This window comes from Pseudarthrobacter sp. S9 (assembly GCF_050156545.1).
In the GTDB taxonomy this organism is placed as follows: Bacteria; Actinomycetota; Actinomycetes; order Actinomycetales; family Micrococcaceae; genus Arthrobacter.
The window spans coordinates 580,537-600,022 of sequence record NZ_CP189576.1 but is presented as its reverse complement, the minus strand read 5'-3'; the positions used below and the strand labels follow the sequence as shown (position 1 = coordinate 600,022).

18 protein-coding genes are annotated in these 19,486 nt (G+C 67.4%); 10 read left to right on the top strand and 8 right to left on the bottom strand.

Going from position 1 to position 19,486, the window contains the following annotated elements:
- The first annotated feature begins 55 nt into the window (after window positions 1-55).
- A complete protein-coding gene (locus tag ACQCSY_RS02850; RefSeq protein WP_427133017.1) occupies window positions 56-634 on the top strand; it encodes a DivIVA domain-containing protein in 579 nt (192 codons plus the stop codon).
- Window positions 635-670: 36 nt separating this feature from the next.
- Here ACQCSY_RS02850 and ACQCSY_RS02845 read toward each other — a convergent pair whose 3' ends face one another.
- The 4 genes from ACQCSY_RS02845 to ACQCSY_RS02830 form a co-directional block, all read right to left on the bottom strand.
- Window positions 671-2,137 carry a cation acetate symporter gene (locus tag ACQCSY_RS02845; protein ID WP_427133015.1) on the bottom strand — a complete coding sequence of 489 codons (1,467 nt, stop codon included), beginning with the start codon at window positions 2,135-2,137 and terminating at the stop codon, window positions 671-673.
- A 7-nt stretch (window positions 2,138-2,144) separates the two neighbouring features.
- Complete coding sequence (locus ACQCSY_RS02840) at window positions 2,145-2,537, bottom strand: hypothetical protein (RefSeq protein WP_427133013.1); 393 nt, start codon at window positions 2,535-2,537, stop codon at window positions 2,145-2,147.
- Window positions 2,534-3,253: a LytR/AlgR family response regulator transcription factor gene (locus ACQCSY_RS02835; RefSeq protein ID WP_427133011.1), complete on the bottom strand. Its 720-nt coding sequence runs from the start codon at window positions 3,251-3,253 to the stop codon at window positions 2,534-2,536. The genes ACQCSY_RS02840 and ACQCSY_RS02835 overlap by 4 nt, the downstream gene beginning before the upstream one ends.
- A 75-nt stretch (window positions 3,254-3,328) precedes the next feature.
- Window positions 3,329-4,534, bottom strand: a complete 1,206-nt coding sequence (locus ACQCSY_RS02830) for a sensor histidine kinase (RefSeq protein WP_427133009.1) — start codon at window positions 4,532-4,534, stop codon at window positions 3,329-3,331.
- A 220-nt stretch (window positions 4,535-4,754) separates the two neighbouring features.
- On the opposite strand from ACQCSY_RS02830, the gene ACQCSY_RS02825 reads away from it, so the two are divergent.
- Together ACQCSY_RS02825 and ACQCSY_RS02820 are read left to right on the top strand one after the other, a co-directional pair.
- Window positions 4,755-5,135, top strand: coding sequence for a DUF485 domain-containing protein (locus ACQCSY_RS02825; protein ID WP_427133007.1), 381 nt, complete (start codon window positions 4,755-4,757; stop codon window positions 5,133-5,135).
- The gene (locus ACQCSY_RS02820; RefSeq protein WP_427133005.1) at window positions 5,132-6,748 is read left to right on the top strand and encodes a solute symporter family protein; all 1,617 of its coding nucleotides are present in this window, start codon (window positions 5,132-5,134) and stop codon (window positions 6,746-6,748) included. The genes ACQCSY_RS02825 and ACQCSY_RS02820 overlap by 4 nt, the downstream gene beginning before the upstream one ends.
- A gap of 116 nt (window positions 6,749-6,864) precedes the next feature.
- On the opposite strand, the gene ACQCSY_RS02815 is transcribed toward ACQCSY_RS02820, so the two are convergent.
- From ACQCSY_RS02815 to ACQCSY_RS02805, 3 genes are all read right to left on the bottom strand, one after another.
- The gene (locus tag ACQCSY_RS02815; protein ID WP_427133004.1) at window positions 6,865-7,539 is read right to left on the bottom strand and encodes a hypothetical protein; all 675 of its coding nucleotides are present in this window, start codon (window positions 7,537-7,539) and stop codon (window positions 6,865-6,867) included.
- Window positions 7,540-7,615: 76 nt separating this feature from the next.
- On the bottom strand, window positions 7,616-8,020 hold the full coding sequence (locus ACQCSY_RS02810; protein ID WP_427133002.1) for a DUF4383 domain-containing protein: 405 nt from the start codon (window positions 8,018-8,020) through the stop codon (window positions 7,616-7,618).
- A 187-nt stretch (window positions 8,021-8,207) separates the two neighbouring features.
- Window positions 8,208-8,681 carry an Lrp/AsnC family transcriptional regulator gene (locus ACQCSY_RS02805; protein WP_427133000.1) on the bottom strand — a complete coding sequence of 158 codons (474 nt, stop codon included), beginning with the start codon at window positions 8,679-8,681 and terminating at the stop codon, window positions 8,208-8,210.
- Window positions 8,682-8,876: 195 nt separating this feature from the next.
- Here ACQCSY_RS02805 and pdhA point away from each other — a divergent pair, with 195 nt between their 5' ends.
- The 3 genes from pdhA to ACQCSY_RS02790 are packed head-to-tail and all read left to right on the top strand — an operon-like array spanning window position 8,877 to window position 12,519.
- Window positions 8,877-10,112: a pyruvate dehydrogenase (acetyl-transferring) E1 component subunit alpha gene (pdhA, locus tag ACQCSY_RS02800; protein ID WP_427132998.1), complete on the top strand. Its 1,236-nt coding sequence runs from the start codon at window positions 8,877-8,879 to the stop codon at window positions 10,110-10,112.
- Window positions 10,112-11,122, top strand: a complete 1,011-nt coding sequence (locus ACQCSY_RS02795; RefSeq protein ID WP_427132996.1) for an alpha-ketoacid dehydrogenase subunit beta — start codon at window positions 10,112-10,114, stop codon at window positions 11,120-11,122. The genes pdhA and ACQCSY_RS02795 overlap by 1 nt, the downstream gene beginning before the upstream one ends.
- Window positions 11,119-12,519, top strand: a complete 1,401-nt coding sequence (locus ACQCSY_RS02790) for a dihydrolipoamide acetyltransferase family protein (protein ID WP_427132994.1) — start codon at window positions 11,119-11,121, stop codon at window positions 12,517-12,519. The genes ACQCSY_RS02795 and ACQCSY_RS02790 overlap by 4 nt, the downstream gene beginning before the upstream one ends.
- A 197-nt stretch (window positions 12,520-12,716) precedes the next feature.
- Here ACQCSY_RS02790 and ACQCSY_RS02785 read toward each other — a convergent pair whose 3' ends face one another.
- Window positions 12,717-13,385: a TetR/AcrR family transcriptional regulator gene (locus ACQCSY_RS02785; RefSeq protein WP_427135635.1), complete on the bottom strand. Its 669-nt coding sequence runs from the start codon at window positions 13,383-13,385 to the stop codon at window positions 12,717-12,719.
- 158 nt (window positions 13,386-13,543) lie between these two features.
- Here ACQCSY_RS02785 and ACQCSY_RS02780 point away from each other — a divergent pair, with 158 nt between their 5' ends.
- The 4 genes from ACQCSY_RS02780 to ACQCSY_RS02765 all read left to right on the top strand — a co-directional run bounded on the left by ACQCSY_RS02780 (window position 13,544) and on the right by ACQCSY_RS02765 (window position 19,485).
- Window positions 13,544-15,151: a carboxyl transferase domain-containing protein gene (locus ACQCSY_RS02780; RefSeq protein ID WP_427132992.1), complete on the top strand. Its 1,608-nt coding sequence runs from the start codon at window positions 13,544-13,546 to the stop codon at window positions 15,149-15,151.
- 7 nt (window positions 15,152-15,158) lie between these two features.
- Window positions 15,159-17,357, top strand: coding sequence for an acetyl/propionyl/methylcrotonyl-CoA carboxylase subunit alpha (locus tag ACQCSY_RS02775; RefSeq protein ID WP_427132991.1), 2,199 nt, complete (start codon window positions 15,159-15,161; stop codon window positions 17,355-17,357).
- Between the two features lie 156 nt (window positions 17,358-17,513).
- A complete protein-coding gene (locus tag ACQCSY_RS02770) occupies window positions 17,514-18,674 on the top strand; it encodes an acyl-CoA dehydrogenase family protein (RefSeq protein ID WP_427132989.1) in 1,161 nt (386 codons plus the stop codon).
- 19 nt (window positions 18,675-18,693) lie between these two features.
- Window positions 18,694-19,485, top strand: a complete 792-nt coding sequence (locus tag ACQCSY_RS02765; RefSeq protein ID WP_427132987.1) for a CoA transferase subunit A — start codon at window positions 18,694-18,696, stop codon at window positions 19,483-19,485.
- The last annotated feature ends 1 nt before the right edge of the window (window position 19,486 follow it).

Sequence of the window (19,486 nt, the reverse complement as noted above, 5' to 3'; positions counted from 1 at the left end):
CCTAGAATGGTGCCGAGCAAACCAGCCGAACGGCATCGAAGGAAACATAGTTACAGTGGACATTCAACGGCAGATTCCTGCGTCTTTTGACCGCGTGCAGCGGAACCAGTATGGCTACAACGCCAAGCAGGTCGACGAATTCCTGCAACGCGCACGGGTGTCGTTCGAATCGCCCCGGCCGGCCGGCCGCCCGGTCAAGAGCGCCGACGTCCGGGCAGTCTCCTTCGACCCGGTGAAGGGCGGCTATGCCGCGGCCGGTGTCGACGCGGCACTGGACCGGCTCGAGGACGCCCTGGCGCTGCGGGAACGCGATGAACTTGTCGCCGAACGCGGCGAGGAAGCCTGGCTCCGCGAGATCGGCCGGCTGGCCGGCGTGCTCCGCGGACGGCTGCACCGCCCGGACGGCCAGCGCTTCCGGCGCCCCGCCAAGCCGAAGGCCCGCAGCTACAACACCACGGACGTGGATGACCTGTGCCACGAGCTGATCGGCTACCTCGAAGAGGACCAGCCGCTGAGCGTGGACAACGTCCGGCGGGCCGTCTTCCGTCCCGCCGTGGGCCGGGACGGTTACGAGGAAAGCCAGGTGGATGCCTTCCTGGAGCGCGTCGTCGAACTGATGGCCGCCATCGACTGAGGCTCAAGCACCGGTTTCGACGCGCTCAACCGGTCGTTACCGTTCGGTCGCCAACGGCCGTTCCGGTGTGTGGAGCCTGGTCATCAGCCGGGTCATCGTCGGCGGCACCCGGCCCTTCGTGGCCCGGGACACCAGAACCATGACGGCAAACGCGGCCGGGACCGTCCAGGCTGCCGGCTGCGCCAGCCACGACGGAGTCCCGGCGGAACCCATCACCGAGCCGGCCACCATGGCACCTCCGCAGAGCACGCCGCCGGTCACCATGCCGGCGATCGCTCCCGCGTCCGTCAGCCCCCGCCACCAGATGCCCAGCAGCAGCACGGGGCAGATCGTGGACGCGGTGAAGGCAAACACGAGCCCCACGCTTCCGGCCAGCCCGGATGACTCCGTCATGGACGCGATCCCCAGCGGCACGACGGCCGAGATCAGCGCCGCCAGCCGGAAGCCGCGCACACTGCCGCCCAACACGTCCTGGCTGATCACGCCCGCCAGCGAGACCACCAGGCCGGAGGTGGTGGAGAGGAACGCGGCGAAGGCCCCGGCCACGACGAGGGCCGAGAGTAGGTCACCGGCCGTTCCTCCGATCATCCGGTCCGGTAGCAGCAACACCAGCGCGTCCGCCTGGCCGCTTTCGGCCAGACCGGGCGCGAACATGCGCCCGGTCAGCCCGTATGCCGTCGGGAACAGGTAGAAGACCGAGAGCAGGCCCAGGACAATCAGGGTGGTCCGGCGGGCCGACTGGCCGTCCGGATTTGTATAGAAACGCACCAGTACATGCGGCAGCCCGAGTGTGCCGAAGAGCAGGGCCACGAGCAGCGAGATGGTCTGGTACGGGCCGGCCGGTGCCTGAGCCGTGGGATTCACCGCTGCACCGGCTACCGAGGGGGAGCCGGTGCCGGCCAGCATGAACAGAATGAACAGGATCGGCACGGCCACCGCCGTCAGCTTCAGCCAGTACTGGAAGGCCTGGACAAAGGTGATGGACCGCATCCCGCCCGCCACAACACTCACGCAGACGACGGCGACCACCGCAACCGGCCCCACCCACGCCGGCAGGCCGGTGGTGATCCGGATGGCCAGGGCCGCGCCGTGGAGCTGCGGGACGATGTAAAGCCACCCGACCAGCACCACCACGAGGCTGGTCACGCGGCGCACCGCGCGCGAATCGAGCCGCGCCTCCGTGAAATCAGGGATCGTGTACGCGCCGGAGCGCCGCAGGGGAGCGGCCACGAACAACAGCAGCATCAGGTAGCCGGCGGTGTAGCCCACGGGAAACCACAGGGCATCCGTTCCGGCGAGCAGGATGAGTCCGGCGACGCCGAGGAAGCTCGCGGCGGAGAGATATTCGCCGCCGATCGCCGAGGCATTCCACCAAGGCCTGACCGTCCGGGACGCCACATAGAAGTCCCCGGTGGTCCGTGAGATCCGCAGCCCGTAGAAACCGATCATGGCCGTGGCCAGCGAGACGGCGGCGAACGCCGCAATGCCGACGACGGTGTTCACGGCTGCGTCACCTGTCCCCGGCCAGGTCCCGGTACCGGGCCTCGTTCCGCGCCGCCGTCCGCACGTACAGCCAGGCGCTGAGCCCTATCACGGGATAGATTCCGGCGCCCAGCAGGACCCAGTCGAACGGAAGACCGGCAATCGTCGATTCCGCCAGCCCGGGGACCAGTCCCAGCATGAGCGGGAAGGCGAACAGGATCAGCAGGAAGCCCCCGGCCACTACGAGGCCCAGCCGCAGCTGCGAACGAATCAGTGAGCGGACGAACACCTGCCCGGCGTCGGATTCCTCCGCCGCTTCACGCGAATCGTCGGCCGTCCGTGCAGCGGGCAGTGCCGTGCTGTTCTGTGTCAGACTGCTGTTTGTCCGACTGCGAGGTGAAGTGACGCGGACGCGGGTCATGCCTGCGGCCGGATCCGGGTCGCCTCGAGCTTCTCCCGCACGGACGGCAGGTGCCGGCGGCTGATGGGCAGCTCGGCCCCGGCCACGGTCACGCTGGGCCGCGCCGCGGCGAGCTTCATGTGGCTGACATGGTTCAGCGCGATCAGGTAGGAGCGGTGGGTGCGGATGAACCCGGCGTCGGCCCATTGCTGTTCGAGGTCGGCCAGCGGAACCCGGATGAGGTAGCTTGCATCCGCGGTGTGGAGCCGGGCGTAGTCGCCCTGCGCCTGGACGTAGGTGACATCCTCGCGCCGGATCATCTTGGTGGTGCCGCCCAGGTCCACGGTGATCATCTCCGGCGCCGGGGCACCGTCTTTGAGCAGTTCACTGATCCGGCCGATGGATTTCGCCAGCCGTTCGGCGCGCACGGGCTTGAGCAGGTAGTCCACGGCCGCGAGGTCGAAGGCCTCCAGGGCGCGGTCCTCGTCCGCGGTGACGAAGACCACTGCGGGAGGGTGGGCGCTGCGGGAGATGACCCGGGCGATGTCCAGCCCGGACAGGGCAGGCATGTGGATGTCGAGGAAGACGACGTCGACTTCCTCGGCTTCCAGGGCCCGCAGGGCCTCGGCGCCGGAGGATGCGCGGTAGATCGAGCCGATCCGGTCATCCCGGCCGAGCAGGAAGGCCAGTTCCTCAACAGCGGGGAGCTCGTCGTCGGCGACGAGGACGTTAATCATGGTTCTAGAGTACTGCCGGAGGCAATTAGGCACCGCGGAGGGCAACAGGATTAGGCACCGCGGAGGGCAACCGCGTCAGGCGTCGTGACGGGGCTGCGACTTGGGGACGCGCATGGTGATCAGGGTGCCCTCCCCGGGTGCGGTCTCGATGACGAGCCCGTTGTCCTCGCCGTAGACCTGCCGCAGCCGGGTGTCGACGTTGCGCAGCCCGACGTGGTCGCCGTCGCTGTGCCCGGCGAGGACGGACCGCAGCTGTTCCGGGTCCATGCCCACGCCGTCGTCCTCGATGGTCACCTCGGCGAACGCGCCGGAGTCGTTGGCGGTGATGGAGATGTGGCCGGGGCCCTCCTTGGCCTCGAGCCCGTGCCGGACCGCGTTCTCCACGAGCGGCTGCAGGCTCAGGAAGGGGATCACCGTGCTGAGGACCTCCGGGGCGATCCGCAGGCTCACCTGCACGCGGTCACCGAACCGGGCCCGCTCCAGGAGCAGGTAGCGGTCGATGCAGCGCAGCTCCTCGGCCAGAGTGGTGAAGTCGCCGTGCCGGCGGAAGGAATAACGGGTGAAGTCGGCGAATTCCACCACGAGTTCCCGCGCCCGCACCGGGTCCGTATTGATGAAGGACGCGATCGCGTTGAGCGAGTTGTAGATGAAGTGCGGGCTGATCTGGGCCCGCAGCGCACGGACCTCGGCCTCCATCAAGAGAGTGCGCGAGGCGTCGAGCTCGGCCAGTTCCACCTGGGTGGCCACCCAGCCGGCCACCTCGCCCGTTGCCCGGACCAGCCCGGCGCCGGCGGCCGGGGCGAAGGCGGCCACGACGCCCACCACCCGGGCACCTGCCCTGATCGGGGCAATCACGACGGCGCGCTCCACATCCGGCGTCAGCGTCCGGCCGGCGAGCGGCTGCAGCTCGCCGGCCGGAATGACGGCGGTGGGGCCGCCGTCGAGCACCTTCGCCGCGAGCCCCATCAGGGCGGGCCTGAGCTCCTCTCCGGCGCCGTCCCACGCCAGCACACCCGTGGTGTCGGTGATCGCGAGCGCGTCGCAGCCGAGCAGGCCGCGCAGCTGCCGGCTGGCCTTGGCCGCGCCGGCAGGATTCAGGCCGGTCCGCAGGTGCTGCCCCGCACGGGAGGCCGCGTGCAGCGTCTTGTAAGTCGCCCGTTCCGCGTCGGTGCCCAGCTCCCGGAAGGAGCGGAGCACCTTGAGCCCCACAGCGACGACTACGGCGATCGCCATCGCGATCACGGCGACGGCGGCGGCGGTCAACAGGGGAGAGTCCGGCATGCTGTCAGCCTACCGCCGGTGCCGGGCCTGCCGCCGTTGGGCGCAGCATCCTGACCGCCGAGCGACGCAGGGCACTGCGGTTCTGGACTGCAAGGTCCATCACGATGCACAGTGATTGTAATCACATTGGCCGGAAGGGCTGTGCAGTTGGGTTGTGAGTTGATCTGTGCAGCTGACTTGGCAGTCAATGTGGACGCGCCAGTCTCAATGAGGAGGAACGATGGGTCACGACGCCCAAGGAACGGACGCAGCGGCGGCCGTGGACTTCAAGGAAGTCCAGTCGACGGAGCGGTTCCAGGAACTACGCAAACGTCACCGCAGCTTTGTCTTTCCGATGGCCATTGCATTCCTGCTCTGGTACTTCGCTTACGTCCTGCTGGCCGACTACGCGGTCGGTTTCATGTCCACCAAAGTCTGGGGCAACATCAACGTCGGGCTGATCCTGGGCCTGCTGCAGTTCGTGTCCACGTTCGCCATCACCGGCTGGTACGTCAGCTACTCGAACCGGAAGCTTGACCCCATCGCCGCCGAGATCCGCCAGGAAATCGAAGGCCACGAGTTCGACAAGCACGGCAATCCACTGAGCGGGGCGGCACAATGACACTCATGGTTCCCGCAGTGAACGTTGCGGATCTCAAGGACACCACCCTGCTGAACATGGGCATCTTCGCCCTGTTCGTTGCAATCACCATGGTGATTGTGATCAAGGCCAGCCGCAACAACAAGACGGCGGCCGACTACTACGCCGCCGGGCGGTCCTTCACGGGCCCCCAGAACGGCACGGCCATCGCCGGCGACTACCTCTCGGCGGCCTCGTTCCTGGGCATCACCGGGGCCATCGCCATCAACGGGTACGACGGCTTCATGTACTCCATCGGATTCCTTGTCGCCTGGCTCGTCGCCCTGCTGCTCGTCGCCGAGCTGCTCCGCAACACGGGCAAGTTCACCATGGCCGACGTGCTGTCCTTCCGCCTCAAGCAGCGACCGGTGCGGATCGCGGCAGCCATTTCCACCCTGGCCGTCTGCTTCTTCTACCTACTGGCGCAGATGGCCGGCGCAGGCAGCCTGATCTCCCTGCTCCTGGGCATCAGCGACTGGGGCGGGCAGGCGCTGGTGATCATCGTCGTCGGCGCCCTGATGATCATGTACGTACTGATCGGCGGCATGAAGGGCACCACCTGGGTCCAGATCATCAAGGCCATGCTGCTCATTGCAGGTGCCGCGGTCATGACTTTCTGGGTCCTCGCGATCTACGGCTTCAACCTTTCCGACCTGCTGGGCGGCGCTGTGGAAACCTCAAAGAACCCCAACATGCTCAACCCGGGGCTGCAGTACGGTAAGACCGAGACCTCCAAGCTGGACTTCATGTCCCTGGGCCTGGCGCTGGTGCTCGGCACCGCCGCCCTGCCGCACGTGCTGATGCGCTTCTACACGGTCCCCACGGCCAAGGAAGCCCGCAAGTCCGTGGTGTGGTCCATCTGGCTGATCGGTATCTTCTACATCTTCACCCTGGTCCTGGGCTACGGCGCAGCGGCGCTGGTGGGTGCTGACACCATCAAGGCGGCTCCGGGCGGGGTCAACTCTGCTGCACCGCTGCTCGCCTTCCACCTTGGCGGGCCGCTGTTGCTGGGCTTCATCTCGGCCGTGGCGTTCGCCACGATCCTGGCTGTCGTCGCCGGCCTCACCATCACCGCGGCGGCGTCCTTCGCACACGACATCTACGCCAACGTCATTGCCAAGGGCAAGGCCGACGCCGACACCGAGGTCAAGGTTGCCCGCCGCACTGTTGTGGTGATCGGCCTGCTGGCCATCGTCGGCGGCATCTTCGCCAACGGGCAGAACGTGGCGTTCCTCGTGGCGCTCGCCTTCGCGGTGGCGGCCTCGGCCAACCTGCCCACCATCGTGTACTCGCTGTTCTGGCGCAGGTTCACCACCCAGGGTGCCGTGTGGAGCATGTACGGCGGCCTGGCCGCGGCCATCATGCTGATCGCCGTGTCGCCGGTGGTGTCGGGCGCGAAGACGTCGATGATCCCCGGCGCCAACTTCGCGATCTTTCCGCTGAGCAACCCGGGCCTCGTCTCCATCCCGCTCGCGTTCTTCCTGGGCTGGCTTGGCACCGTGTTGGATAAGCGGAAGGAAGACACCACCAAACAGGCCGAAATGGAGGTCCGTTCCCTCACGGGTGTGGGCGCCGAAAAGGCCACCAGCCACTAAGGGCTGAGACTACCCGCTGACGGCTTCCCGACCGCAGATAACAGGAGCTCCCGTGCCTCAGCGCGGGAGCTCCTGTTATTTTCCGGTCTCAGCGTCCGTGGCTCAGTGTCCGTGGCTCAGTGTTCGTGGTGGGAGCCGCCGGGAATCCCATGGCTTCCGTGGGGCACCGCGAACTGGCCAGCCGTGGAGGCCGCCAGTCCCGGCGTCGCAACTCCGGCGACAAGAACGGCGCAGGCAAATGCCGCCAGCAAGAGCCGGCCGGGCCGCAGGCGGGAGGAGGCGTCCGGTCCGTCGCCCCGCTGAACGCCGTCGCCGCCGCCCTGGCGGTGCAGCCAACCGGCCGCCGCCACGATCATCAGGGTCAGCAGCAGCGCCGAAAGCTGGCTGACGACCAGCGACGCCGGACCTATCGCTTGCCCTGATGCAGCTCCCGCGGCGTGAAGGAGCGCTGCCGTCAGGAGCAGGGCAACGGCCGGTTTCACCCACAGCAGCCGTCCCCGGTGCAGCGTCAGGATGGTCCAGACGAGGACGGCGGAACCCCAGAGCGCCGCAACGGCTCCCGCCGCCACGGTCAAGGCGGCACCCGCGGCCACGGCGGCACCATCCGGGGCGGCCGCGGAGGACAACAGACTCGAGGAAATTGCCAGGTCCACCGCGCCGCCGCCGAATCCCGCGAATCCGGAAAAAAGGCGTACGGCGGCTGCCCGGGTGGTGTCACCGCCCCGCGATGCGGACTGCGCCGGTACTGACTGTGCCTGCAGCGACTGTGCCTGGACTGTCTGGGGTTTCATTGCAACCGTCCTCATCTCAACCCTTGGTGTTGTACTGCCGGATTGTGCTTCTGCTCGACGCCGGCAGGCCTGCTGATCAGGCTCTCGCGGTGGCCGGGAACTTGTCCATGGACAACCCGACTCCGAGCAGCAGGACGGCGCTGGCAAGGTGGAGGACGTTGTCGGCGCCGTTGAGGGCGATGATGTTCAGCGGCGAATTGAGCAGGAAAAGCCCGACGATGCCCACGAGCAGATAGACGGCGCCGACTGAGGTGTTGACCCCTCTCGACAGCTGGATGTTCTGCAGCCCGGCGTAGAGCAGGGCAGCACCGATAGCGAGGTGGATGACGTTGTGAAGCGGGTTGACCGCGAAGATGATCAGCTTGGCGCCTTCGGTCGCGGTGAAGCCGATGCCGGAGGTGACGACGAATCCGAGCAGGCCGACAAGAAGGTAGACAGCGCCGAAAACGGTGGCGATCAAACGGTTCGGTGATGTACGCATGATCCGAAATCCTTTCTTCGGGCCGACTGTTGATGATCGGCCGTGGTGCGGGTCCCGGTCGGGACTCTCTGAAAGCGATTCGGACCATGCCCCCTCCCGGATGGCCGCCGCGGACATCGGCTTGGATGTCCTGCCCTCAGGCCTGGGTCTCAGCCGGATTTTCACCGAGGTGCGCCGTCGGGCGGGGTCAACCCTCGGCGGAGCCCCGTTCCAGCAGGGGCTGGATCCGGAACGGAATCAACTCGCCCATGGCCAGCGCGGTATCGGTCCGGTCCACGCCGTCACAGGCCAGGATCTTGCCGTTGATCCGGAACAGGTCCTCCGCGTCGAGCGCCACCACGCGCAGGAGGAGATCGGCCGAGCCGGTCAGGCCGTAGCCCTCCAGGATTTCCGGGATGCCCGCGAGCTCCACCGCCAGCTTGCCCAGTTTCTGCTGCTGGACATGCACGGAGATAAAGGCCATGAGCGGGTACCCCAGCGAGGCTGGATTGATGCGGCGCTCAAAGGAGAGGAAGACGTGTTTCTTCTCCAGCTGGGCCATCCGGGCCTGCACGGTGTTACGCGACAATCCGAGCCTTTGGGCCAGGGCAACAACAGTGCGCCGGGGGTCGCGGGCCATGGCCGAAAGAAGACGGGTGTCGGTGCCATCCAAGGGTTGCATAATGCGCAAGATTAGCACGGTCGCCGGGTCCCGGACAGTGCATAATGCTCAACTTATTCGCAGGTGGTTGTACCCGATGAGCATTGTGAGTAGGGTCACAATTATCCGGGGCAACGGCGCCCGGGCGGCTGGCGCGCCGCGGGATCACGAGTCCTGCGAGTGTCGGTCAGACGACGTCAGAAGGTGCGGACAACTGTGTTTACCGACGACGCGGGCAAGGGCGGCATTGCCGCCGGCGGCCCGGGCAACAGTGCAGAATCAAACAGGCGGACCGGCGGGGACCTGGTCCAGCTCATCACCCCGGGGGGCGAACGCGTAAGCCATCCCGAGTTCGACCCCTGGCTCAAGGATGTCAGCGACGAGCAGCTCTGCTCGCTCTACGAGGACATGGTGGTCATCCGCCGGATCGACACCGAGGCCACCGCCCTCCAGCGGCAGGGCGAACTCGCCCTCTGGCCGCCGCTGCTCGGACAGGAAGCGTCCCAGATCGGCTCGGCGCGGGCCCTGCGCGAGGACGACTTCGTCTTCCCCAGCTACCGCGACAACGGCGTCGTTTACTGCCGCGGCGTGGACCTGACGGACATCGTGCGCGTCTGGCGAGGCAACGCCTCCTCCGGCTGGGACCCGTACACGGTGAACGTGGCCACGCCGCAGATCATCATCGGCGCCCAGACGCTGCACGCCACCGGCTACGCCATGGGCATCCAGAACGACGGCGCCGACTCGGTTGCGGTGGCCTACTTCGGCGACGGTGCCACTAGCGAAGGCGATGTCAACGAGGCCATGGTCTTCGCCGCCAGCTTCCAGTCACCGGTGGTCTTCTTCTGCCAGAACAACCACTGGGCCATCTCGGAACCCGTCCGGCTGCAGTCCCACATCCAGCTCGCTGACCGCGCCGCGGGCTTCGGCATCCCCAGCATGCGGGTGGACGGCAACGACGTCCTGGCCGTGCTGGCTGCCACCCGCATCGCCGTCGACCGGGCACGCCGCGGCGGCGGACCGACCTTCATCGAGGCCGTCACCTACCGCATGGGCCCGCACACCACCGCGGACGATCCCACCCGCTACCGGGACGCCAACGAGCTCGAAGACTGGGCCGCGAAGGACCCGATCGCGCGGCTGAAGTCCCTGCTCGAACGCAAGGGACTGCTCACCGGGGACGTCGCAGCCGAGGTCGCGGCGAAGGCCGACGCCGTCGCCAAGGAAATGCGCGCCGGCTGCATCAGCATGCCCGAACCTGCGCCGATGGACATCTTCAAGCACGTCTACAGCACGCCCAATTCCTGGCTCGACCGCCAGCAGGACCACTATTCCCGCTACCTGGCTTGCTTCGGCGATCCCGCGGAAGCCAGCCAGCAGGATCAGTATTCCCGCTACGTGGCTTCGTCCGGCGACCCCGCAGAAGCCGCTTCTGAAGAAGGTGCACACTGATGACGCAAATGACCTTTGCCCGAGCCATCAATTCGGGCTTGCGCAAGTCCCTCGAAAACGATCCCAAGGTGATCCTCCTGGGGGAGGACATCGGCTCCCTGGGTGGCGTCTTCCGTGTCACCGACGGCCTGCAGAAAGACTTCGGCAAACACCGCGTCGTGGACACTCCGCTCGCGGAGTCCGGGATCATGGGCACCGCCGTCGGCCTGGCCTACCGCGGCTACCGCCCGGTGCTGGAGATCCAGTTCGACGGCTTCATCTACCCGGCGTTTGACCAGATCGTCTGCCAGGTCGCCAAAATGCACTACCGCACGCAGGGCGCCGTCAAGATGCCCATCACCATCCGCGTCCCGTTCGGCGGCGGCATCGGGTCCCCGGAACACCACTCCGAATCACCCGAGGCGTACTTCACCCACACCTCCGGCCTGCGCGTGGTCAGCGTCTCGAACCCGCAGGACGCCCACACCATGATCCAGCAGGCCATCGCCTCCGATGATCCGGTGCTCTACTTCGAACCGAAGCGCCGCTACCACGACAAGGGCGAGGTGGACGAGTCCCTTGACCTCGGCACCGCACTGTCCATGGAGAAGGCGCGCGTGGTCACCGAAGGCAAGGACGTGACCCTCGTGGCCTACGGGCCGCTGGTCAAGACCGCGCGCGACGCCGCCCTGGCGGCCGCCGACGAAGGCGTATCCGTCGAAGTGATTGACCTGCGCTCGCTGGCGCCTCTGGACTTCGCGACGCTGGAAGCCTCGGTCCGGAAGACCGGACGGCTCGTCATCACGCATGAGGCCGGCCAGTCCGGCGGCCTCGGCGCCGAAGTCGCCGCCAGCATCACCGAGCGCTGCTTCTACCACCTCGAAGCCGCACCCGTCCGGGTGACCGGCTTCGACATCCCCTACCCCTACTCGAAACTTGAGATGCACCACCTGCCGGGCCTGGACAGGATCCTGGACGGCGTCGATCGGGCCCTCGGCCGTCCCAACTCCCTGAGCGGACTGGAAGGATGAGCGCCACCATGATCAAGGAATTCAGGCTCCCGGACCTCGGTGAAGGTCTCACTGAATCGGAAATCGTCGCCTGGAAGGTCGGGGTGGGGGATACCGTCGCGCTCAACCAGATCATCGCCGAGGTGGAGACGGCCAAGGCCGTCGTCGAGCTTCCCTCGCCGTTCGCCGGTGTGGTCACCGCCCTGCACGAACAGCCGGGCACGGTGGTCGAGGTCGGGAAGCCGATTGTTTCGTTTGAGGTTGAGGGCGACGACGGCGCCGGCGGTTCCGGTGAAGGCAGTGCTGCGGCCGAGGCCGGGGCTGCCGGTGCCGCCAAGCGCGAGCCGAACCTCGTCGGCTACGGCGCCGTCCTCGAAGGCTCCGGCCGTCCGGCCCGCCGCGCGCGCACCGTCGCCGCCCCGGTGACCCCGGTGGTTGAGCCCGTAGAAACCGTCGAAACCGCCCCGGTGGTTGAGCCTGTCGAAACCATCACAACCATCCCGTCCGGTACCCGGCCCGCGGAACGGCCGCGGTCCACACCGCCCGTCCGCAAACTGGCCAAGGACCTCGGCGTCGACCTCGAAGCCGTGGCCGGCACGGGGGAGCGCGGACTCATCACCCGCGACGACGTTCGGAACTTCGGCGGCGGGGACCTGCCGGCGGCGGCCCAGGAGCTGGCCGGCACGGCTGTCCCGGGCCCGGTCCCGGCGCAGGGGGCCCGTGAGACGCGCACGCCCATCAAGGGCGTGCGCAAGTTCACCGCCGCCGCCATGGTGTCCAGTGCTTTCACCGCGCCGCACGTCACGGAATTCCTGACCATCGACGTCACCCCGACGATGGAGCTGCTGGCAAGGCTCAAGGCCAGCCGGGCGTTCGCCGGCTACAAGCTCACGCCGCTGACGCTCGTGTCCAAGGCCGTGCTGATCGCCCTGCGCAACCACCCGACGCTCAACGCACGGTGGGACGAGGCCAACCAGGAAATCGTCCAATTCAACTACGTGAACCTGGGCATCGCGGCCGCGACCCCGCGGGGGCTAACGGTGCCGAACATCAAGGACGCTGACCGGATGTCCCTGATGGAGCTGTCCACCGCCCTGACCGCCCTGACGGACACCGCCCGGGGTGGCAAGACCGGCACCTCCGATCTCTCCGGCGGTACCATCTCCATCACGAACATCGGAGTGTTCGGCATCGACGCCGGCACGCCGATCCTGAACCCGGGCGAGGCCGCCATCCTGGCTCTGGGCGCGGTCCGGAAGATGCCGTGGGAGTACAAGGACGAGGTCGCCCTGCGCCAGGTCATGACGCTTAGCCTGTCCTTCGATCACCGGCTGGTCGACGGCGAGCAGGGCTCCCGCTTCCTGCAGGACCTCGGCGCCATCCTGGCCGATCCCGGCATGGCGCTGGCCATGGTCTAGGCAAGCCAGGCTCAAGACGAAGCTGCCGGCCGTTCCTTCGCAGAGAAGGGGCAGCCGGCAGTTTTGTTTGGGCAGAGCGGGGGCACCGCTCCGTGCCGGGGCGCTTTGCGCGGCATTCCGGCGTCGGAAGCGACGATCGTCGGCGTGTCCGCGCCAAAGTGCCCCGGGACGGGGCGCCTGCATGACGGGGGTGGGTGTCAGCCGAGCGGCTGGGGGACCGCCGGGGCCATGAGGGCAGCCAGTGCCATGCTCTCGAGGAGCGGCCGGGCCCGTTTGATCGCCATCCGGCGTCCGTGGGCGCGCACCGAGTGCGGCGTGGAGTTGATCAGGCCGAAGGTGGCATGCGCCCGCATCCGCAGCTCGGCGGCCTCGGTGCCCCCGTGCAGCCCGGCCAGGACGTCCACCCAGAGCTCGACGTAGTTGCGCTGGAGCGTGCGGACCTCCGCCTGGTCCTCGCCGGCAAGGTTGCTGAAATCCTGGTCCTGGACCCGGATGACGTCGGGATTGCTCAGCGCGAAGTCGACGTGGAACGCCACCAGGCGGTCCAGGGCCACCGCGGCGCCGTCGGAATCCGCCACGACCCGGCGGCCGCCGTCGAGCAGGTCCTGGCTGACGCTCAGCAGTAGGGCCCCGAGGACGGCCTGCTTGCCGGCGAAGTGCCGGTAGACGGCCGGCCCGCTGACTCCCGCCGCGGCCCCCAGATCCTCCAGGGAGACACGGTTGAAACCCTCGATGGCGAAGAGGGCGGCGGCGGCGGACAATAGGGCCTGCCGTCGGTTTTCCTTGGCCTGGCTCCGCTGCGTGCCCGGCTGCGTACCAGGCTGCGGGTCTGTCTGGGTGGTCTGCGTGGGCTCGGTCACCGGCATATCCCTCGTTTCGCTTGCCTCTGTGTTGGACATCACAGTTAATAGAGACTAACCTAAATCTCAGTTATGCGGTACTAACCGAAATGGTCGGGCGGCTCGCAAAGCCGGGCCCCGGCACAATGGCCCCAAATCAAAAGGTCAGGGAACGGAAGCAGTCAATGGAGACAATCGCCAGCCGGGTGGACGCCACGAGTGCCGTCTTCGCCGCGAACCGCGAGACCCAGCTGGGGCTGGCCCTCGAGTTGAAGGAACGGCTCGCCACGGCCGCGCTGGGCGGGCCGGAGAAGTCCCGGGAACGCCACGTGGCCCGCGGCAAGCTGCTCCCGCGCGAGCGCATCAACCGGCTGCTCGACGACGGCAGCCCCTTCCTGGAGATCGCCCCGCTCGCCGCCAATGGCATGTACAACGACGACTCGCCCGGCGCTGGGGTGATCGCCGGGATCGGCCTCGTGCATGGCCGCCAGGTGCTCGTGATCTCCAACGACGCCACCGTCAAGGGCGGCACCTACTACCCGATGACGGTGAAGAAGCACCTTCGGGCGCAGGAGATCGCGCTGGAAAACCGGCTGCCCTGCATCTACCTCGTGGATTCTGGTGGCGCCTTCCTGCCCAAGCAGGACGAGGTCTTCCCGGACAAGGAACACTTCGGCCGGATCTTCTTCAACCAGGCGAAGATGTCCGCGGCCAGGATCCCGCAGATCGCCTCCGTGATGGGCTCCTGCACCGCCGGCGGCGCATACGTCCCCGCCATGAGCGATGAGACCGTGATCGTCCGTAACCAGGGCACCATCTTCCTGGGCGGGCCGCCGCTCGTGAAGGCCGCCATCGGCGAGATCGTCACGGCCGAGGAGCTCGGCGGCGGCGACGTCCACTCGAAGATCTCCGGCGTCACCGACCACCTGGCCGAGAACGACGAGCACGCCCTCCAGATCGTCCGCGACATCGTGGCCACCCTGCCCCGGCCCGCCGCTCCCGTCTGGGACGTGGACACCGTCGTCGAACCCCTGGTGGACGAAAGCGAGCTCTACGGCGCCGTCCCCACCGACGTCAACGCCCAGTACGACGTCCGTGAAGTCATCGCACGCCTCGTGGACGGCAGCCGCTTCCACGAGTTCAAGAAGAACTACGGCACCACCCTGGTCACCGGCTTCGCCAGGCTGCACGGCCACCCGGTGGGCATCGTGGCCAACAACGGCGTGCTGTTCAGCGAGTCCTCGCTCAAGGGCGCCCACTTCATCGAACTGTGCGACCAGCGCGGCATCCCGCTGATCTTCCTGCAGAACCTCTCCGGCTTCATGGTGGGCAAGGATTACGAGCAGGGCGGCATCGCCAAGAACGGCGCCAAGATGGTCACCGCCGTCGCCACCGCACGGGTGCCCAAGCTGACCGTGGTGATCGGCGGCTCCTTCGGCGCCGGGAACTACTCGATGTGCGGCCGGGCCTATTCGCCGCGCTTCCTGTGGATGTGGCCGGCCTCCCGGATCTCTGTGATGGGCGGCAACCAGGCCTCCAGCGTGCTCGCCACCGTCAAGCGGGACCAGTACGAGGCCCGCGGCCAGGAATGGTCCGCCGAGGACGAGGAAGCCTTCAAGGCCCCGATCAAGCAGCAGTACGAGGACCAGGGCAGCCCCTACTACTCCACGGCCCGCCTCTGGGACGACGGCGTGATCGACCCCGCGGACACCCGCACTGTCCTGGGACTGGCGCTCGACGTCGTCTCCCGCACCCCGCTGCCGGAGACCTCCTTCGGCCTTTTCCGGATGTGAGCCAGCCATGACCACCCTCTCCACCCCTGCCACTCAGGGCGCAATGTTCGGCACCGTCCTGGTGGCCAACCGCGGCGAGATCGCCTGCCGCGTGATCCGGACCCTGCGCGCCCTGGGCATCCGTTCCGTCGCCGTCTACAGCGATGCCGACGCCGGAGCCCGCCACGTGCGCGAAGCCGACCTCGCCGTGCGGATCGGCCCGGCCGCCGCCTCCGAAAGCTACCTGAAGATCGATGCCATCCTCCAGGCCTGCCGGGACACCGGCGCCGAGGCCGTGCACCCCGGCTACGGCTTCCTGAGCGAAAACGTCGACTTCGCCCGCGCCCTTCAGAAGGCCGGCATCACCTTTATCGGCCCAGGCGTCGAATCCCTGAACATCATGGGGGACAAGATCCGTTCCAAGAACCACGTTGCGGGCTACGGGGTGCCGGTGGTCCCCGGCGTCGCCGAACCCGGAATGACGGACGCGCAGCTGATCGAGGCTTCGGCCGGCGTCGGCTTCCCGCTGCTGATCAAGCCCTCCGCCGGCGGCGGCGGTAAGGGCATGCACATCGTGGAGCGCCCTGAGGAGCTGGAAGCCACCCTGGCTACCGCCCGCCGGGTCGCGGTCAGCGCCTTCGGCGATGACACCCTCTTCCTCGAGCACCTGGTCCTCACCCCGCGCCACATCGAGGTGCAGGTACTCGCGGACAACCACGGCAACGTCATCTTTCTTGGCGAGCGCGAATGTTCCCTGCAGCGCCGCCACCAGAAGGTCATCGAAGAAGCGCCGTCCCCGCTCCTGGACGCCCTCAACGACGACGGCGCCACCCGGGCCCGGATCGGGGAGGCCGCCTGCAACGCCGCGCGCAGCGTCAACTACAGCGGCGCCGGCACCGTGGAGTTCCTGGTCTCGGACAACGCCCCGGACGAGTTCTTCTTCATGGAGATGAACACACGCCTGCAGGTGGAGCACCCCGTCACCGAGATGGTCACCGGGATCGACCTCGTCGAATGGCAAGTGCGGATCGCCGCCGGGGAGATGCTCACCGTACCCCAGGACGACGTCGTCCTCAACGGGCACTCCGTCGAAGCACGCGTCTACGCGGAAATTCCGGAGCGGAACTTCCTGCCGTCAGGGGGCGAGGTGGTGCTGCTCGACGAGCGGGGCACGATCTTCACCGCCATGGACGATCTTGATTCCCTCAGTCCGGCGTCCGCGGATCCGGACATCCGCGTCGATTCCTCGCTGCTTGAGGGACTCGAGATCTCCAGCGATTACGATCCCATGGTGTCCAAGGTCATTGCCTGGGGCCAGGACCGCCAGGCTGCGCTGGACAAACTCGACACAGCGCTCGCGCGGTACACGGCACTGGGGATCGACACGAACGTCGAATACCTGCGCCTGCTGATCAATGACGAGGACGTCCGCGCCGGCCGGCTCGACACCGGCCTGATCGAGCGCAAGATGCCGGACTTCACCTTCCGGCGCGTCGGGGATGCTGAGCTCATCGCGGCGGCGATGCAGTTTTGGGTCCTCGATGAAGGCCCGACGACGGTGGGATCGCCCTGGGACACAGTCCGGGGCTGGCGCCTGGGCGCACCGGCACCCTGGACGATGAGCTTCGGTCTCCCGGGCGGCGCGATGTCCACCGTGGCCATCACCTGGCTGAACACCATGGATCTGGGCGACGCCCACGTCAGGGTCGATGACGGGCCGGTGCGCCTCGTGCTGTTCTACGGTCTCTCCGATGACAACATCTACCTGAAGGTCGACGGCCAGGTGATGCGGTTTGCGCTGGCATCATCCTGGGCGGATCACCCCGAGCAGGGGCGTCCGGAGCTCGTGTTCCTGGGCAACGAGGGCTGGTCCTGCCGTCTGGAGGTCCTCAACCGTGAATTGAGGCTGGTCCGCGTACTGGCAGCCATCGATCGCGATGAGGGTGCGGCGGACCCGGCGGTGCGCTCGCCGATGCCCGGCACCGTGGTGTCCGTCTCCGTCAGCAACGGTGACACCGTGGAGGCCGGCCAGGTGCTGCTCTCCGTGGAGGCCATGAAGATGGAACACCAACTGGTGGCGCCCCTGGCCGGGACCGTGCACGTCAGCATCAAGTCCGGCGACCTCGTGAAGGCGGACCAGGTGCTCGCCACCATCCACGTCCCCGAATCCTCCAGGGCCGAAGACACGATCGAAGAAGCCGTCATCGCCATGGGCGCGGCAGAGTAGCCCCCAGGCCGGCCGGGCCGGCAACCGGCCCACCCCGCCAACCCGGCCGGCCGGCCGGGCCACAGATCCAACAAACTCAACACACCACAGACACAGCACAGACACAGCACCGACACAGCACCGACACAGCACCGACACAGACGAAGGAGTCACCCCATGGATTTTGAACTCAGCGAGGAATACCAGGACCTCAGCGACACCGTCCGCGAATTCGCCGACGAAGTGGTGGCCCCGGTCTCCGCCAAGCACGACGAGGAACACAGCTTCCCCTACGAGGTCGTCTCCCGGATGGCGGACATGGGCCTCTTCGGCCTGCCCTTCCCGGAAGAGTTCGGCGGCATGGGCGGGGACTACTTCGCCCTGGCCCTCGCCCTCGAACAGCTCGGCCGCGTGGACCAGTCCGTCGCCATCACCCTCGAGGCCGGCGTCTCCCTCGGCGCCATGCCCATCCACCGCTTCGGCAACGAGGCACAGAAGAAGGAATGGCTGCCGCTGCTGGCCTCCGGCAAGGCGCTCGCAGGCTTCGGCCTGACCGAGCCGGAAGCAGGTTCGGACGCCGGCGGGACCAAGACCACCGCGCGGCTGGAAGGCGGGGAGTGGGTCATCAACGGCAACAAGGAGTTCATCACCAACTCCGGCACCGACATCACCCGCCTCGTCACCGTCACCGCCGTGACCGGCCAGGAGGAACGCCCGGACGGCAGCATCAAGAAGGAAATCTCCACCCTTCTGGTCCCCACCAACACTCCGGGGTTCAAGGCCGAAAAGGCCTACAACAAGGTGGGCTGGAACGCCTCGGACACGCACCCGCTGACCCTCAAGGACGTCCACGTCCCGGAGGCCAACCTGCTGGGCACCCAGGGCCGCGGCTACGCCAACTTCCTGTCCATCCTGGATGAGGGCCGGATCGCGATCGCCGCACTGGCCGTCGGCGCGGCCCAGGGATGCGTCGACCAGTCGGTGAAATACGCCAAGGAGCGCAGCGCGTTCGGGCAGAACATCGGCAAGTACCAGGCCATCGCGTTCAAGATCGCCCGCATGCAGGCGCGCGTCCACACGGCCCGTCTGGCGTACTACGATGCCGCCGCCAGGATGCTCGCCGGCAAGCCGTTCAAGACGGAAGCGGCCATCGCTAAGATGGTCGCAGGCGAGGCAGCCATGGACAACGCGCGGGACGCCACCCAGGTGTTCGGCGGCTATGGCTTCATCAACGAATTCACCGTGGCACGCCACTACCGCGACTCCAAGATCCTTGAAGTCGGGGAGGGCACTACGGAGGTCCAGCTGATGCTGATCGCCCGCGAACTGGGACTGTAGCCGGCCGGAAGGATCACTGATGATTAACAAGGTTTATGCCAGCGCTGCGGAGGCGGTTGCCGATATCCACGACGGCGCCTCCCTTGCCGTCGGCGGGTTCGGGCTCTGCGGCATTCCAGTGGCCCTGATCGACGCCCTGCACAAGCACGGCACCAAGAACCTGGAAACCGTCAGCAACAACTGCGGCGTCGATGACTGGGGGCTGGGGATCCTGCTGAAGGACGGCCGGATCCGCCGCACCGTCAGCTCCTACGTGGGGGAAAACAAGGAGTTCGCCCGGCAGTACCTCGCCGGCGAACTCGAGGTGGTCCTCACCCCGCAGGGCACGCTGGCCGAAAAGCTGCGTGCCGGCGGGGCGGGCATCCCCGCCTTCTACACGCCGGCCGGCGTCGGCACCCAGGTGTCCGACGGCGGGCTGCCGCAGAAGTACGACGCCGAGGGCAACATCGCGATCGCCTCCGCACCGAAGGAGGTCCGGACCTTCAAGGGGGCGGACTACGTCCTGGAGGAATCCTTGACCCCCGACTTCGGACTCGTGCACGCCTGGAAGGGCGACCGCCACGGCAACCTCGTCTTCCATGCCGCTGCCATGAACTTCAACCCGTTGTGCGCCATGGCGGGGAAGATCACCATCGCCGAGGTTGAGGAACTTGTGGAACCCGGGGAGCTGGACCCGGAGCACGTCCACATTCCCGGTATCTTCGTCCAGCGCGTGGTCCACGTGGCGCAGATTGAGAAGCGCATCGAAAAAAGGACGGTGGCACTCTCCGCAGCGTCCCCATCCGGCACCACCGATCAGGCAGGAGCGTAGC

Excerpts from the sequence above, each read along its gene's own strand:
- ACQCSY_RS02765 (WP_427132987.1), top strand. The coding sequence starts at position 18,694 with ATGATTAACAAGGTTTATGCCAGCGCTGCGGAGGCGGTTGCCGATATC.
- ACQCSY_RS02840 (WP_427133013.1), bottom strand. The coding sequence starts at position 2,537 with ATGACCCGCGTCCGCGTCACTTCACCTCGCAGTCGGACAAACAGCAGT.
- ACQCSY_RS02810 (WP_427133002.1), bottom strand. The coding sequence starts at position 8,020 with ATGCGTACATCACCGAACCGTTTGATCGCCACCGTTTTCGGCGCTGTC.
- ACQCSY_RS02770 (WP_427132989.1), top strand. The coding sequence starts at position 17,514 with ATGGATTTTGAACTCAGCGAGGAATACCAGGACCTCAGCGACACCGTC.
- ACQCSY_RS02775 (WP_427132991.1), top strand. The coding sequence starts at position 15,159 with ATGACCACCCTCTCCACCCCTGCCACTCAGGGCGCAATGTTCGGCACC.
- ACQCSY_RS02820 (WP_427133005.1), top strand. The coding sequence starts at position 5,132 with ATGACACTCATGGTTCCCGCAGTGAACGTTGCGGATCTCAAGGACACC.
- ACQCSY_RS02805 (WP_427133000.1), bottom strand. The coding sequence starts at position 8,681 with ATGCAACCCTTGGATGGCACCGACACCCGTCTTCTTTCGGCCATGGCC.
- ACQCSY_RS02780 (WP_427132992.1), top strand. The coding sequence starts at position 13,544 with ATGGAGACAATCGCCAGCCGGGTGGACGCCACGAGTGCCGTCTTCGCC.
- ACQCSY_RS02815 (WP_427133004.1), bottom strand. The coding sequence starts at position 7,539 with ATGAAACCCCAGACAGTCCAGGCACAGTCGCTGCAGGCACAGTCAGTA.
- ACQCSY_RS02830 (WP_427133009.1), bottom strand. The coding sequence starts at position 4,534 with ATGCCGGACTCTCCCCTGTTGACCGCCGCCGCCGTCGCCGTGATCGCG.
- ACQCSY_RS02785 (WP_427135635.1), bottom strand. The coding sequence starts at position 13,385 with ATGCCGGTGACCGAGCCCACGCAGACCACCCAGACAGACCCGCAGCCT.
- ACQCSY_RS02795 (WP_427132996.1), top strand. The coding sequence starts at position 10,112 with ATGACGCAAATGACCTTTGCCCGAGCCATCAATTCGGGCTTGCGCAAG.
- ACQCSY_RS02790 (WP_427132994.1), top strand. The coding sequence starts at position 11,119 with ATGAGCGCCACCATGATCAAGGAATTCAGGCTCCCGGACCTCGGTGAA.
- ACQCSY_RS02835 (WP_427133011.1), bottom strand. The coding sequence starts at position 3,253 with ATGATTAACGTCCTCGTCGCCGACGACGAGCTCCCCGCTGTTGAGGAA.
- ACQCSY_RS02825 (WP_427133007.1), top strand. The coding sequence starts at position 4,755 with ATGGGTCACGACGCCCAAGGAACGGACGCAGCGGCGGCCGTGGACTTC.